Source organism: Gaetbulibacter sp. PBL-D1, assembly GCF_050509525.1.
Classification (GTDB): domain Bacteria; phylum Bacteroidota; class Bacteroidia; order Flavobacteriales; family Flavobacteriaceae; genus Gaetbulibacter_B; species Gaetbulibacter_B jejuensis.
Genome location: NZ_JBNWKB010000028.1, coordinates 1 through 12,741 on the forward strand (window position 1 = coordinate 1; position 12,741 = coordinate 12,741).

18 protein-coding genes are annotated in these 12,741 nt (G+C 33.0%); 14 read left to right on the forward strand and 4 right to left on the reverse strand.

Features of this window, described 5'->3' with window-relative positions; all coding sequences use genetic code 11:
• The 5 genes from ACQ0RB_RS15315 to ACQ0RB_RS15335 form a co-directional block, all read left to right on the forward strand.
• The coding region (locus tag ACQ0RB_RS15315) for a hypothetical protein (protein ID WP_430499549.1) at nt 1–557 on the forward strand (557 nt) is incomplete at its 5' end.
• 84 nt (nt 558–641) lie between these two features.
• Entirely contained in the window at nt 642–950 is a 309-nt protein-coding gene (locus ACQ0RB_RS15320; RefSeq protein WP_430499551.1) for a hypothetical protein, read from the forward strand.
• Between the two features lie 104 nt (nt 951–1,054).
• Nucleotides 1,055–1,375 carry a YtxH domain-containing protein gene (locus ACQ0RB_RS15325; RefSeq protein ID WP_131506962.1) on the forward strand — a complete coding sequence of 107 codons (321 nt, stop codon included), beginning with the start codon at nt 1,055–1,057 and terminating at the stop codon, nt 1,373–1,375.
• 78 nt (nt 1,376–1,453) lie between these two features.
• Nucleotides 1,454–1,876 carry an META domain-containing protein gene (locus ACQ0RB_RS15330; RefSeq protein ID WP_131506960.1) on the forward strand — a complete coding sequence of 141 codons (423 nt, stop codon included), beginning with the start codon at nt 1,454–1,456 and terminating at the stop codon, nt 1,874–1,876.
• A gap of 11 nt (nt 1,877–1,887) precedes the next feature.
• The gene (locus tag ACQ0RB_RS15335; RefSeq protein ID WP_430499552.1) at nt 1,888–2,373 is read left to right on the forward strand and encodes a hypothetical protein; all 486 of its coding nucleotides are present in this window, start codon (nt 1,888–1,890) and stop codon (nt 2,371–2,373) included.
• A 7-nt stretch (nt 2,374–2,380) separates the two neighbouring features.
• On the opposite strand, the gene ACQ0RB_RS15340 is transcribed toward ACQ0RB_RS15335, so the two are convergent.
• Nucleotides 2,381–2,956, reverse strand: a complete 576-nt coding sequence (locus ACQ0RB_RS15340; RefSeq protein ID WP_430499554.1) for a GNAT family N-acetyltransferase — start codon at nt 2,954–2,956, stop codon at nt 2,381–2,383.
• Nucleotides 2,953–3,588 carry an alpha/beta hydrolase gene (locus tag ACQ0RB_RS15345; RefSeq protein WP_430499556.1) on the reverse strand — a complete coding sequence of 212 codons (636 nt, stop codon included), beginning with the start codon at nt 3,586–3,588 and terminating at the stop codon, nt 2,953–2,955. Before ACQ0RB_RS15345 ends, ACQ0RB_RS15340 begins: the two co-directional genes overlap by 4 nt.
• Nucleotides 3,589–3,641: 53 nt before the next feature.
• Between ACQ0RB_RS15345 and ACQ0RB_RS15350 the strand changes: the two genes are divergently transcribed.
• The 6 genes from ACQ0RB_RS15350 to ACQ0RB_RS15375 all read left to right on the forward strand — a co-directional run bounded on the left by ACQ0RB_RS15350 (nt 3,642) and on the right by ACQ0RB_RS15375 (nt 9,177).
• Nucleotides 3,642–4,067 carry a PaaI family thioesterase gene (locus tag ACQ0RB_RS15350; RefSeq protein WP_129760246.1) on the forward strand — a complete coding sequence of 142 codons (426 nt, stop codon included), beginning with the start codon at nt 3,642–3,644 and terminating at the stop codon, nt 4,065–4,067.
• Nucleotides 4,067–5,182, forward strand: a complete 1,116-nt coding sequence (locus ACQ0RB_RS15355) for a chorismate-binding protein (protein WP_430499558.1) — start codon at nt 4,067–4,069, stop codon at nt 5,180–5,182. The genes ACQ0RB_RS15350 and ACQ0RB_RS15355 overlap by 1 nt, the downstream gene beginning before the upstream one ends.
• Complete coding sequence (gene ygiD / locus ACQ0RB_RS15360; RefSeq protein WP_430499560.1) at nt 5,179–6,006, forward strand: 4,5-DOPA dioxygenase extradiol; 828 nt, start codon at nt 5,179–5,181, stop codon at nt 6,004–6,006. Before ACQ0RB_RS15355 ends, ygiD begins: the two co-directional genes overlap by 4 nt.
• 61 nt (nt 6,007–6,067) lie before the next feature.
• Nucleotides 6,068–7,831 (forward strand): 2-succinyl-5-enolpyruvyl-6-hydroxy-3-cyclohexene-1-carboxylate synthase, encoded by a 1,764-nt coding sequence (menD, locus tag ACQ0RB_RS15365; protein ID WP_430499562.1) that lies wholly within the window; start codon nt 6,068–6,070, stop codon nt 7,829–7,831.
• Nucleotides 7,832–7,922: 91 nt separating this feature from the next.
• Nucleotides 7,923–8,261 carry a DUF2853 family protein gene (locus ACQ0RB_RS15370; RefSeq protein WP_129760242.1) on the forward strand — a complete coding sequence of 113 codons (339 nt, stop codon included), beginning with the start codon at nt 7,923–7,925 and terminating at the stop codon, nt 8,259–8,261.
• Between the two features lie 85 nt (nt 8,262–8,346).
• On the forward strand, nt 8,347–9,177 hold the full coding sequence (locus ACQ0RB_RS15375) for a CvfB family protein (RefSeq protein WP_129760241.1): 831 nt from the start codon (nt 8,347–8,349) through the stop codon (nt 9,175–9,177).
• Here the strand turns inward: ACQ0RB_RS15375 and ACQ0RB_RS15380 are convergent.
• Nucleotides 9,170–9,592 carry a hypothetical protein gene (locus ACQ0RB_RS15380; RefSeq protein ID WP_131506940.1) on the reverse strand — a complete coding sequence of 141 codons (423 nt, stop codon included), beginning with the start codon at nt 9,590–9,592 and terminating at the stop codon, nt 9,170–9,172. The genes ACQ0RB_RS15375 and ACQ0RB_RS15380 overlap by 8 nt on opposite strands.
• Nucleotides 9,593–9,846: 254 nt before the next feature.
• Nucleotides 9,847–10,278 carry a hypothetical protein gene (locus tag ACQ0RB_RS15385; RefSeq protein ID WP_129760239.1) on the reverse strand — a complete coding sequence of 144 codons (432 nt, stop codon included), beginning with the start codon at nt 10,276–10,278 and terminating at the stop codon, nt 9,847–9,849.
• A gap of 105 nt (nt 10,279–10,383) precedes the next feature.
• On the opposite strand from ACQ0RB_RS15385, the gene ACQ0RB_RS15390 reads away from it, so the two are divergent.
• The 3 genes from ACQ0RB_RS15390 to ACQ0RB_RS15400 all read left to right on the forward strand — a co-directional run.
• A complete protein-coding gene (locus tag ACQ0RB_RS15390) occupies nt 10,384–11,223 on the forward strand; it encodes a 1,4-dihydroxy-2-naphthoyl-CoA synthase (protein WP_129760238.1) in 840 nt (279 codons plus the stop codon).
• 22 nt (nt 11,224–11,245) lie between these two features.
• Nucleotides 11,246–12,148: a 1,4-dihydroxy-2-naphthoate octaprenyltransferase gene (menA, locus tag ACQ0RB_RS15395; protein WP_430499565.1), complete on the forward strand. Its 903-nt coding sequence runs from the start codon at nt 11,246–11,248 to the stop codon at nt 12,146–12,148.
• A gap of 191 nt (nt 12,149–12,339) precedes the next feature.
• Nucleotides 12,340–12,741 (forward strand): hypothetical protein (locus tag ACQ0RB_RS15400; RefSeq protein WP_430499567.1); only part of this gene is annotated, 402 nt, incomplete at its 3' end.

Below are 12,741 nucleotides of genomic sequence, written 5' to 3' on the forward strand. Positions count from 1 at the left end.
TAATCATATTATTTCTGGGACTTCTTTCATGTAAAACAGAAAAAAATATTTCATCTAAAAAATGTTATGAAAGTGAACAACGGGATGTTTTGGAGAATTCAGTTCGATTGTTTGAACTTAAATTAAAAAAACAATATCCTGAGCTTTCCAATGAAGCAGCTTATTTTGAATTTATTTCTGATTGGAGTGACAAAAAACTGTCAGAAGATTTTTTCAAAGATTCACTGGAATTAAAAATCCGTAATCTGAATTTGTGGACAGAGTCCAATCGCTCGGGAAAAGACATGGAGATGGAAAAGAGGTTATTCAATGTTGATTCAATGAATCCAATTAGGATTAAATTGAACGAACAATTTTCTAAATGTATTGCATTTTCAACAAAAGCAGAAGGGATTAGAAATTTTTTAATAGTAAATACTAAGTATCGATACAGTCCAAAACTTGCCAAGAAAAGTTTATTACATGCAAGTGAATATGATTTAAAAGAATTTGATAATAGATTAGCTATAGTTCTTGGTGTATATTATCAGACAATGTTTAACATAAAAGTACTTTAGATAGCAACTTTTATAGCTTATTGCAGCTAAACTTTTTTAAACTAAAAAGGACAACACTGAAAAAACATGAATAACGATAAACTTTTGAAAACGGTAAACGAGATTAAAAATTCAGACATTTATGAGAATTCTGAAAATTGGGAAGCTCGTGGACTTAACTCTTCAGACCAGCAAGTAATTGATATACTCAGAAAAGCAACTAATAACTTTCTCGATAGACTTGTCAAAATTGACAATTCAAATGAACCATCTGAAACAAAATTGAAACAGATTTCTAATCTCGTTGACGAATTGCCTTGGGACGAACTCGACACAGAAGAAAAAGAGTTTATGGCAGACACTCTAGCACCTGCAATTGAAGCGGCTGGATTCAACCCATGGAAGATATTTTAAAAAATCCATTCCTTCCTATCAATTTGGCACACAGCTTGTTTGTAACAAAACACAATAGTTTACTACTAATAAGTAAACACGTTTAACCTTAAAAAAATATAGTTATGATACATAAAGGTGCAATAGTACTAGGCGTACTTATAGGAGCAGGAGTAGGAGTGTTGCTAGCTCCAGAAAAAGGCAAAGTAACCAGAGATAAGCTTAAAAAAGAAGGTAAGGACATAAAAGACCAAATAGTAAGCGACTTTACCGAAGTAAAAGACGATGTGTCTAAAGCTGCACAATCTGGTAAAGAAAAGTTTAAAGCAGAGGCAAAGGATTTTGCATCAAAAGCCAGTTACAAAACCGAAAAAGCCATTACTTTTTTAGAAAAACAGTTGGCAGTGCTTAAAGAAAAAAATAAAACCTTACAACAAACTAGTTAATCGTTTTTTAATGTTTTGGCGACTACTCCTTTACCAAAAAAAGTGTAACTTCAAGATTAATAAAAACACATCTAAGACATGAAAAAACTATCTTTTGTACTACTGCTGTTAGTATTAGTGACAGCTTGTAATTCTTCAAAATCTTCAAGCGAAGATGCGTTGTATAACACACAATGGGAACTGGAGCATTTATCTGGTCCACGAATCGCTTTTGAAGGTCTTTTTCCTGATAAGAAACCACAAATAACATTTAATAAAGAAGACCAAAAAGTCACTGGTAACAGTGGTTGTAATGGGTATTCGGCTAGTGTTACTATTGATGGTAATAGCATTTCTTTTGGCGAACCAGGACCTGCAACTATGATGTATTGTGGCGAAGGTGAAAACCATTTTAAAAATATTATTAAAAAAGTAAATGCCTATACAATTGATGAGGAAGGTAAACTGCATTTGTTGATAGACGATGTCACAATGATGCGATTTAAAAGCGTAACACCTTAACCTATTAAGCAATGAAACAAATCGTTTTAATAGTAGGTGCTATACTAAGTTTAAGTAGCTGTAAAGACAATAAAGACAATAAAGACACTACAAAAGAGGTAATACACGATGTTAAAGAGGTTATTGCAAACGAAGAAACACTAACCGCTTTGGTGGAATTGGGTTGCTTTGAGTATAGTAAAGACAATAACAAGGTAAGGTTTAAAATCACCAATATTTTAGAAGACAGTATTACAGGAACTTTAAGTTATGCCTATGCTGAAAAAGATGCAAACCAAGGTGTATTTAAAGGAACTCTAAACGATGATAAACTTATAGGAACTTATACATTTACTTCAGAAGGTGTTGAAAGTAAGCGTGAAGTTGCATTTAAGGTTAATGATTCTGTTTTAATTGAAGGCTATGGAGCATTAAACGACTCTGGAACAGCGTTTCAAGACAACGCAACTATTAAGTACACGTCTACAATGCCATTGGTAAGAACTACGTGTGAGTAACACAACTTTAATTAAACTCTTTAAAAATGGTCAACTTTATAGTTGGCCATTCGTCTTTTAAAATACCATAGCAGCAGGTATTACGTCGAAATCCATCTTTTAAAACCACATCGCGTCTAAGAATGCCTTCAAGTGTAGCACCAAGTTTTTCTAAAGCTTTCCTTGAACGTATGTTGCGCTCATCTATTCTGAATTCTACTTTTTCAAATGCTAAAGTTTCAAACGCATACTGCAGCATTAAAAACTTCATGTTGGTATTGAGTCCGCTACCTTGAAACTCGCGTCCTATCCAAGTCCAACCAATATGCAGTGTTTTATTGTCCCAGTTGATGTTACCAAAGCGTGTGCTACCAGCAAATTTCTGTTTCTGTTTATCGTAGATAATAAACGGAATAATGGTTTTATGGTAAAAACCATCAACAGCAGTTTGTACGTAGCTTTTTAGCTTTTCGGGAGAAGAAATATCACTAGGCGAATAGGCAATTAAGTCTTTTTCGTTAGCAACCTCTTGTAACTTTTTATAATTGCTTAAACCCAGTAAGGTTAAGCTAACACGATCGTTTTCTATAGGAGGAATATTCATGCTAATCTTTTTATTAAATCTACATTCACTACATGTTTACCTTCAAAAGGGTGAATACTTACTGTATCTCCAAAAAGGGACTTTGCACGTTGTATTTCAGAAGCAATACGTTCTTCGTTTAAATATTCGTCTTCAGTACCATAAATTAGAGACACTTTAGTGTTTAAATAACTAAAATCTTCAGGAGTTAATTCTTTAGGAATTCCACCAGAATGAATATATAAATGAGAGCATTGTAGTTTGCGTTTTGCAAGATAGCGCATTGCTACACTAACACCTTGCGAGTAACCAAGCACAATAAAATTGAGGTTGTCGGGTATATTTTCAGCTTCAAAAACAGCATCAAAATAGCGCATGACATTTTCGGTTTCTTTCACAGTGTTTTCTTTGGTAAGCCAACTTGCACCAACATATTTAGATTTTGGCGGAATATAGTATTTACTTTGTGCTTGTGGTGCAATAAAATAGTTTTCATTAGCATCAAATTGCTTAAAATAGTTTAGAAAATACCGACTTAAATAACCCATGCCATGACACACAAACCATACAGTTTTAGTGCTTTTGGTTAACGTGTTTAAAGTGGAGTATGAGTTTGTAGTAGTATAGCTTATTTCCTTTTCAACTTGAGTCATATTTTGCTCTTTGTTTTTGTATTTTTGTTAGCGACATTAAAAATACAGTATTTATGCCATTAACTAAAGAAGAGATATTAAAACAAGCAAACGCAATTAGTAAGAACACCTTAATGGAAACCTTACAAATTGAAATGATTGATTATGGAGATGATTTTCTAGTTGCAAAAATGCCTGTAAACTCTAGAGTGTACCAACCAGATGGAGTATTGCATGGTGGAGCAACAGCTGCTTTGGCTGAAAGCGTTGGTAGCTTTGCTTCAAATATATTCTCAAACTTAGAAGAGGTTTTTGTACGTGGTATTGAGATTACTGCTAACCATGTAAAAAGTGTAACCGAAGGTCACGTGTACGCTAAAGCTACTTTTTTACATAAAGGAAGAACAACACAGTTATTAGACATTCGTGTTACTGATGACAACGATAACTTAGTCTCTATTTGTAGATTGTCTACTATTAGTTTGCCTAAAAAGAAATAATGGAGTTTCAGTCTTTAATAGCGCGATTATCTCAGCAATATAACAATCAATTGCCTTTTGTGGTTTACAGATCACCAAACCAGTCAAGGCTAAACGCTTATTTGCAGTTAAATGATATCTTGTTTTCGGTTGAAAATTTCTCAGAAAGAGGTTTTGTTTTTGCACCTTTTAATTCTGAAGCTAAAACAGTTTTAATTCCGCAAGCAGCTTCAAAACATATTGTTAGTGATTATAAATCTACTAATACCAAAGTTCAGGTTGAGGTTTCTGTTGAAGAGCAAGAAGATGAAAAGCAGCAACACGTTCAACTTATAAAGCAAGGTGTTGAGGCCATTGTTTCTGGAGAATTTGAAAAGGTTGTATTGTCTAGAAAAGAGACTGTAAATATAAAGTCTAAAACCATATTTCAATTGTTTGAAGATGTTTTGGAAAATTATCCTACTGCTTTTGTGTACCTATGGTACCACCCAAAAGTTGGGTTGTGGATAGGTGCGACACCTGAAACATTGTTATCAGTAGAGAATAATAGATTTTCAACAATGGCATTGGCAGGAACCCAAGAATATAAAGGGAATATGGATGTGGTTTGGGGACAAAAGGAACAGCAAGAGCAGCAAATAGTAACTGATTTTATTGTTGACGGACTGTCTAAAACTGTAAAAAGTATAAGCATTGGTGAAGTCAATACAGTAAAAGCAGGAAATTTATTGCACCTTAAAACAAAAATAACTGGTTTACTTAAAGACGATTTACAGCATGTGATAGAAATTTTGCATCCAACACCAGCTGTATGTGGTTTGCCAAAAGAAGCAGCTAAGACCTTTATTTTAAAACACGAAAACTATCAAAGAACCTTTTACTCAGGGTTTTTAGGAACACTTAATTTACAAGACAGTAAAACCAGGAATCGCAATCGACGAAATGTTGAAAACAATGCGTATGCAACAGTAAAAACAACCACAAATTTGTATGTGAATTTACGTTGTATGGAAATTGTAGATGATACTGCTACTGTTTTTGTAGGAGGAGGTATTACAAAAGACTCCAATCCAGAAGCTGAATGGTTAGAAACGGTTGCTAAAGCCAAAGTGATGAAACGAGCAATATTGATATGACAGCATCTCATTTACACGAATGGCAAAGTAAGTTACCTTACAAAGATACAGTTCAACCTGTGTTATTTGTAGGGCATGGTTCTCCTATGAATGCTATTCAAAACAATGCATTTACACAAGAGTGGAATGCACTAGGCGAAACTTTGGAAACACCTATTGCTATTTTATGTATTTCAGCGCATTGGTTAACTAACGGTACGCTTGTTACTAATATGGAAGCACCAAAAACCATTCATGATTTTGGCGGTTTTCCTCAAGAACTTTTTGATGTACAATACCCAGCAAAAGGATTACCTACGTTAGCTGAAGAAATTACGCATCATATTACATCAACTCATGTAGGATTGGATGATGAATGGGGACTCGATCATGGTGCTTGGAGTGTTATCAGTCATATGTATCCAAAAGCTAACATTCCTGTAGTGCAAATGAGTATAGACTATTTTAAACCACCTGAATATCATTATAATTTAGCACAACAGTTGTTAGAGTTAAGAAAAAAAGGAGTACTTATTGTTGGTAGTGGTAATATGGTGCACAACTTAAAAATGATTGCTTGGGATAAGGTTGAGCAGACTTATGGTTTTGATTGGGCTTTAGAGATTAATGAGCTTTTTAAAACCAAAATAACAGATGGTAATCATAAGGATTTAATCAATTATAAATCATTGCATAACGACATTGTTAAAGCCATACCAACTCCAGATCATTACTATCCTTTATTGTATACTTTAGGACTTCAAACGTCTAAAGATGATATACAATTTTTTAATGATACACCTGTTGCAGGTTCACTAACGATGACTTCGGTAAAAATAGGGTAGTATTAAAATTCGTTAAGTCGTGCATATTAAGTAATTTTGTAAGACTATTTTATAGAATTGTATGTCATACCCAAAAATTCCGCTAGCACAAACAGTTATTCAGCTTTGTAAAGCTAAAAATATTAAGCATATTGTATTGTCTCCAGGTAGCAGAAATGCACCTTTAACTATAGGTTTTACTCACGATCCATTTTTTACTTGCTATAGCATAGTAGATGAACGTAGTGCTGCTTTTTTTGCTTTAGGAATCGCTCAAAATACTCAGCATCCTACTGCATTAGTGTGTACTTCAGGAAGTGCATTATTAAACTATTATCCAGCTGTTGCTGAAGCATTTTATAGCGATGTTCCGTTAGTGGTTATTTCAGCAGATAGACCAAAACACCTAGTTGGTATTGGAGATGGACAAACCATCAATCAAAAAGACGTTTATAAAAATCATATTTTATACTCAGCCAATTTAAAGCTCGATATTAAAAACTTGCCAAAAACAAGTGGAGACGATGACGAGCCTGCAATCATAAAGAGTATTGAAAATAAACTGGAACGCTTTTTAGGAATTAAACAAGCTCTGCAGGAAGAAAACGAAGAAGAAATAAATCTTGCACTAAATACTGCAATTCACAAATTAGGACCTGTGCATATCAATGTTCCGTTTGATGAACCTTTGTATGAAACGGTTAAGGAATTGTCAGTTAGCCCAAAAGTAATTACAGTTGATGCTTCACCGAAAAAAGTTGATAGTGTCGATTTAAAGCTGTGTTTAGAAGATTGGAGTGATGCTTCCAAAAAAATGATTTTGGTAGGTGTTAATCCTCCAAACGAGATTGAGCAAAAATGGTTAGATGAATTGGCAAACGACAATAGTGTTATTGTGTTTACTGAAACCACATCTAATTTGCATCATAAGGAGTTTTTTCCAAGTATCGATAAAATAATTGCACCACTTACTGATGCTGAGTTTACTGAGTTGCAACCTGATATTTTGTTAACTTTTGGAGGTATGGTAGTGTCTAAAAAAGTGAAAGCTTTTTTAAGAAACCACAAACCTAAACAGCATTGGCATATTGACAGTAAAAAAGCAAACGATACCTTTTTTTGTTTAGAAAAGCATATTGAAACTACTCCTAATGAGTTTTTCTCTGAGTTTCTTCCAAAAATAACACACTTTAAAAAGAGTAACTACAAGTCAGTTTGGAAAGCAGTAAAACAAAAACGAAACGATTTACATAAAGCGTATTTAGCAGAAATCCCTTTTAGTGATTTTAAAGTTTTTGATACTGTTTTTAAAGCATTACCAAAACAAACAGCATTACAAATAGGTAATAGTTCAGCCATTAGATATTCGCAATTGTTTAATATTAGCAAATCTTTGCAGGTATTTTGCAACAGAGGAACAAGTGGTATTGATGGAAGTACAAGTACAGCTATAGGTTTTGCAGTTGCCAATAAAAACCAAACAACCTTTGTAACTGGTGATTTGAGTTTTTTATATGATAACAATGCCTTGTGGAATAACTATATTCCTAAAGATTTCAGGATTATTGTTATTAATAATGGAGGAGGAGGTATTTTCCGTATTCTTCCAGGACATAAAAACACCGAAAACTTTGATCAGTATTTTGAAACCAAACACAACCTTACAGCAAAGCAGTTGTGCGAAATGCATGGTTTAGATTATAAAACAGCTCATGATCAAACGCAGTTGAACGAGCAGTTATCGACGTTCTTTAATGCATCAAAACAACCAATGTTGCTTGAGGTGTTTACACCTTCAACAGTAAATGACGAAATATTGCTTAACTACTTCAGTTACATTAAGTAATCGTTAAAAAGTGACTTTTTGACTTTTTAGGTGTCTAAAAAATAGCTATATTTAATAACGATTAATTTTTTAAAAACTAAAATTTTACAAAATGAGCAAAAGAGACGAACTAATTGCAAAATATGCAGCTGATTTAAAAGACAAAGTTGGTGTAACACCAGATATGGACTTATTAACAAAAGTAACTATTGGTTGTGGACCATCAATATATAATGCTGATGCATCTACTGTATCAGGTTCTGATGAGTCAGAGTTGGCTACTGTAAAAAACAACTTCTTAATCAAGAAATTAGGATTAAAAGACAGTCCAGATTTAGATAAAGGTATTGCTAAAGTAATGGAGCAATATGGTCAGTCAAACAGAAATAAATACAGAGCTGTTGTATATTATTTATTGACTAAGCATTTTAAGAAAGAATCGGCTTACTAAAAGTCTGTTTTAAAACAATATATAAGCGTTACAAACTTGTAGCGCTTTTTTTATATCCATAAACTAATATCATTACCTTTGCAACATGATAAATATAGGAGAATACAATACATTAGAAATCCTTAGAGAAACCGATCCAGGATTGTTCTTAGGAGATGATGAAGGTAATGAAGTTTTATTGCCTAATCGTTACGTACCTGAGTCTTTTGAAATTGAAGATAAACTAGAAGTATTTGTTTATCTTGATAACGAAGAACGTCTTGTTGCGGTTACTGACAAACCCTACATTAAAAAAGGCGATTTCGCAGTATTAAGATGTAATCAGGTTACTAAGTTTGGTGCTTTTTTAGATTGGGGAATGGTAAAAGAACTGTTTTGTCCATTTAAAGAACAAGCGTTTAAAATGAGAACAGGTGGTTGGTATTTGGTGTATTGCTATTTAGATGAAGAAACTGAACGTCTTGTAGCTTCAAGTAAAACTAATAGGTTTTTAGATAATAAAGAATTGACTGTATCACAGTTTGAAGAAGTTGATATCATTGTATCCCATCCATCTGAAATAGGAATGAATGTAATTGTCAATAAAAAGCATTCAGGACTTATTTTTAACGAAGACATTTTTAAAGATATTAGCATAGGAGACCAACTTAAAGGCTATGTGAAAAAAATACGTCATAATAATAAGTTAGATATTGTTTTAGAACAAATAGGTTACAGAAGTATCGAACCTAATGCTGAACTCATTTTAAAAGAACTTGAAGATAACTCAGGTTATTTAAATCTTAATGATAAGTCTGATCCAGACACCATTAAAGACCAGCTTCAAATGAGTAAAAAGAGCTTTAAAAAAGCAATTGGTACATTATACAAGCAAAAACGTATTGAAATTAAGGAAGACGGAATTTACCTTAAATAGTCACATTAGAGTTATTTAACTCTTTTCTCATCCATTTTTCACTTTCTAGTAGGCAAGTAAAATCTTTTCTTTTTATATGACAAAAGTAGCTTTCTAGTTTAGAAATATCTGTAGTACGATTAGAATAAGCGACAACAGCTTTGGCTTTAGCGTTTGGAAATCTCTGTTTAAATTTTTCAGAATCTAAAATATTTATGGAGTAAGAATTTACTCTGTTTGAGATAATGCCAAAAGGCTTTTGAGTACCAAAATGTAAATCGATAAGCGAAATTAAGTCTTTAGAATTTTCAAAATCACTAAAAACACCTTCACTTGTTTCAATAACAACAAAGTTTTCAAAAAAATGAGCGATACCATTTTTTAAGTTGTAGGTTTTTAGGATTTTAGATTTTAATTGGGACTCTGTTAATCGCATTAAATAGGCTGTTTTTAAAAAATCAGCGGCAAAGATACTGTGTAACAAGAGGTCTTAAATGTAATCCATTGCACTTTAACGTTTTTAGTGTTAATTTTATAACAGTTAATGTGTTTTAGTAAGAAGTTTCTAAAGTTTTGCTTTTGAGCTTAATTGGTTTGCAAACAGTTGATTAATAATTGTTTGTGTGTTGTTTGTAGCGAAAACGATTGCGTTTGTTTATAAGTGATACAAAACGTCAAATAAAGCTTGTTTTAATGATTTTCTTTAACGCTTTGAGTAGCTAAAACTACTTTTTTGTTCACCCAATTAAAAGCATCAATGAACGCGTTAAACCTTTTTCTTTTTAAATTGAAATAGTGGTCTTCCACTATAAGCATTCGTTTTGAATTATGGCTATAAGTAACTATAGCATAAGCGTGCAACAGTTTAAGTTTTTTTCGATGCTCTTGTGCATCAACTAGGTTTATAGAATAAGAATTAACTCTGTTAGAGATAAAGCCAAAAGGCGTATTATTAAAAATATCAAGACATAGCTCATAAGCTTCTTTATAATCTTCAAAAGAAACATAAGCACCTTGTTTAAATTCTGCAACTACAAGATTTTTGAAAAAATGAAAATCGCCAACCTCAAGGCAATACGTAGCCTCGACCTGATTTGCTATAGGAGAATCTAAAACCTTCATTTATCAATCGTCTTTTGTGCAAAATTAGTTACGCGTCAAAGTCCGACCAAAAAAATGAATTTAAATTAGATGTAAATATGTATTTTTACGCTGAAAACAATTCTTATGAGTAAAATTGATTGGCAAACAGCCAAAGAGTATACAGATATTACCTACAAAAAGTGTAATGGAGTTGCTAGGATAGCCTTTAACAGACCTGATATTAGAAACGCTTTTAGACCAAAAACAACAAGCGAACTTTACGATGCATTTTACGATGCAAATGAAGATACAAGTATTGGTGTAGTGTTACTTTCTGCCGAAGGACCTTCAAGCAAAGATGGAATTTGGAGTTTTTGTAGTGGAGGAGACCAAAAAGCTAGAGGACATCAAGGGTATGTTGGTGAAGATGGTTACCACAGACTTAATATTCTTGAAGTACAACGTTTAATTCGTTTTATGCCAAAAGCGGTTATAGCTGTTGTTCCTGGTTGGGCAGTTGGTGGAGGACATAGTTTACACGTAGTTTGCGATTTAACGCTTGCTAGTAAAGAGCACGCTATTTTTAAACAAACTGATGCTGATGTTACCAGTTTTGATGGTGGTTATGGATCGGCTTATTTAGCTAAAATGGTAGGTCAAAAGAAAGCACGTGAAATCTTTTTCTTAGGAAGAAACTACTCTGCACAAGAAGCTTTTGAAATGGGAATGGTAAACGCTGTAATTCCTCACGACGAGCTTGAAGATACAGCCTATGAGTGGGCTCAAGAGATATTAGCAAAATCACCAACCTCTATAAAAATGCTTAAATTTGCTATGAACCTAACCGATGATGGTATGGTAGGACAGCAAGTATTTGCTGGTGAAGCAACACGTTTGGCTTATATGACTGATGAAGCTAAAGAAGGTAGAGATGCCTTTCTAGAAAAGAGAAAGCCAAATTTTGATAAAAAGTGGATTCCTTGATTTAGCCATAAAAATTATTTGAATGAGTAAACTTAAACCTTGGTTGTCTGCTTTTCGACTAAGAACACTTCCTTTGTCTGTTTCTGGAATTATTATTGGAACCTGTTTCGCGTTTTATAGCGGAAACTATAATACAGCTATTTTTGTACTTGCTATTTTAACTACTGTAGCGTTACAAATTTTATCAAATCTTGCTAACGATTATGGCGATGGTGTAAAAGGTACCGACAACAATGAACGACAAGGACCAGAACGTGCTATACAAAGCGGAAGCATTACTCCAGCTCAAATGCTGGAAGCCATTAAGGTAAATATACTTATAGTTATTGTATTGTCACTTTTGCTTATTTATATGTCTTTTGGGCAAGGTAATCTATTGTATTCTCTATTGTTTATTGTGTTGGCAGGACTTAGTATTTATGCAGCAATCAACTACACTATGGGTTCAAAAGCCTATGGTTATAGAGGATTAGGAGATGTTTCTGTGTTTATCTTTTTTGGACTTGTAAGTGTAATGGGTAGCTACTTTTTATATGCTAATAAGATAGACCACAATGTGGTTTTACCTTCAATTTCATTAGGGCTATTAAGTGTTGGTGTACTCAATTTAAACAATATGCGAGATATCGATTCTGATATATTGTCAAACAAGATTACACTTGCCGTAAAACTAGGTAAGCAACGTTCTAAAACGTATCATTTAGCATTAATTTTTGGAGCTATATTGGTTTCGCTGGTGTTTACTATTTTGTATTACACTTCACCACTAAACTTTTTGTTTTTTGTGGCTTACATTCCGTTGATAATTCATGCTAAAAAAATAAGTAAAGCTAAAACTGCTTCAGACTTCGATTCGCAGTTAAAAGTATTGGCACTTACCACGTTTTTATTTTCTGTACTTTTAGGTGTAGGGTATATCTTATAAAAAAATATTTTTATAAATACTTGTAAATCAATAAATTAATTTATATATTTAATTCGAAAATTTTGTAGGTCAGCATATTTTGCTACAGTGTTGGCAATGAAATTTGGGGCTTTAAAACTCAGACATATGTATTTCAATGTGTCTGAGTTTTTTTGTACTTTTCTTCCTTAAATTAACAATAAAACACTTACATGAAAAAACTCGCCCTAATTGTAATGCTTTTGACATTACATTTTGCTACAGCCCAAGAAAGTACTACTAAACTAACCGTTACCGAAAGTGAAGAATACAAAGACAAAGTTAAAGCAAACGATATCCTTTCAATTCACACTACAGAGTCTGGACTTACAGGTATAGTGCGTAATAGTAAAAGAGATATTCTGTTTGATATTTTTGACGCTAATCTTAAAAAAGTATTTAATGAGGTTGTAGAGAGCGATAAAAAAGAAACGTTTGTAGGTGAGTTATTTTATGACAACGAGATTAAATTTTTTACTGTTTATGCACCAAAAAAGACTGAGCGTATTGTGTACTGCCATATTTTTGACATTGCAGCTAAAACACATAAAAAGGTCAAGCTTTTTGAAACTACT

Bases quoted from the DNA above. Each gene is read 5' to 3' on its own strand.
- ACQ0RB_RS15335 (WP_430499552.1), top strand. From the start codon at position 1,888: ATGAAACAAATCGTTTTAATAGTAGGTGCTATACTAAGTTTAAGTAGC.
- ACQ0RB_RS15375 (WP_129760241.1), top strand. From the start codon at position 8,347: ATGATAAATATAGGAGAATACAATACATTAGAAATCCTTAGAGAAACC.
- menA (WP_430499565.1), top strand. From the start codon at position 11,246: ATGAGTAAACTTAAACCTTGGTTGTCTGCTTTTCGACTAAGAACACTT.
- menD (WP_430499562.1), top strand. From the start codon at position 6,068: ATGTCATACCCAAAAATTCCGCTAGCACAAACAGTTATTCAGCTTTGT.
- ACQ0RB_RS15390 (WP_129760238.1), top strand. From the start codon at position 10,384: ATGAGTAAAATTGATTGGCAAACAGCCAAAGAGTATACAGATATTACC.
- ygiD (WP_430499560.1), top strand. From the start codon at position 5,179: ATGACAGCATCTCATTTACACGAATGGCAAAGTAAGTTACCTTACAAA.
- ACQ0RB_RS15355 (WP_430499558.1), top strand. From the start codon at position 4,067: ATGGAGTTTCAGTCTTTAATAGCGCGATTATCTCAGCAATATAACAAT.
- ACQ0RB_RS15345 (WP_430499556.1), bottom strand. From the start codon at position 3,588: ATGACTCAAGTTGAAAAGGAAATAAGCTATACTACTACAAACTCATAC.
- ACQ0RB_RS15350 (WP_129760246.1), top strand. From the start codon at position 3,642: ATGCCATTAACTAAAGAAGAGATATTAAAACAAGCAAACGCAATTAGT.
- ACQ0RB_RS15385 (WP_129760239.1), bottom strand. From the start codon at position 10,278: ATGAAGGTTTTAGATTCTCCTATAGCAAATCAGGTCGAGGCTACGTAT.
- ACQ0RB_RS15380 (WP_131506940.1), bottom strand. From the start codon at position 9,592: ATGCGATTAACAGAGTCCCAATTAAAATCTAAAATCCTAAAAACCTAC.
- ACQ0RB_RS15325 (WP_131506962.1), top strand. From the start codon at position 1,055: ATGATACATAAAGGTGCAATAGTACTAGGCGTACTTATAGGAGCAGGA.
- ACQ0RB_RS15370 (WP_129760242.1), top strand. From the start codon at position 7,923: ATGAGCAAAAGAGACGAACTAATTGCAAAATATGCAGCTGATTTAAAA.
- ACQ0RB_RS15330 (WP_131506960.1), top strand. From the start codon at position 1,454: ATGAAAAAACTATCTTTTGTACTACTGCTGTTAGTATTAGTGACAGCT.
- ACQ0RB_RS15340 (WP_430499554.1), bottom strand. From the start codon at position 2,956: ATGAATATTCCTCCTATAGAAAACGATCGTGTTAGCTTAACCTTACTG.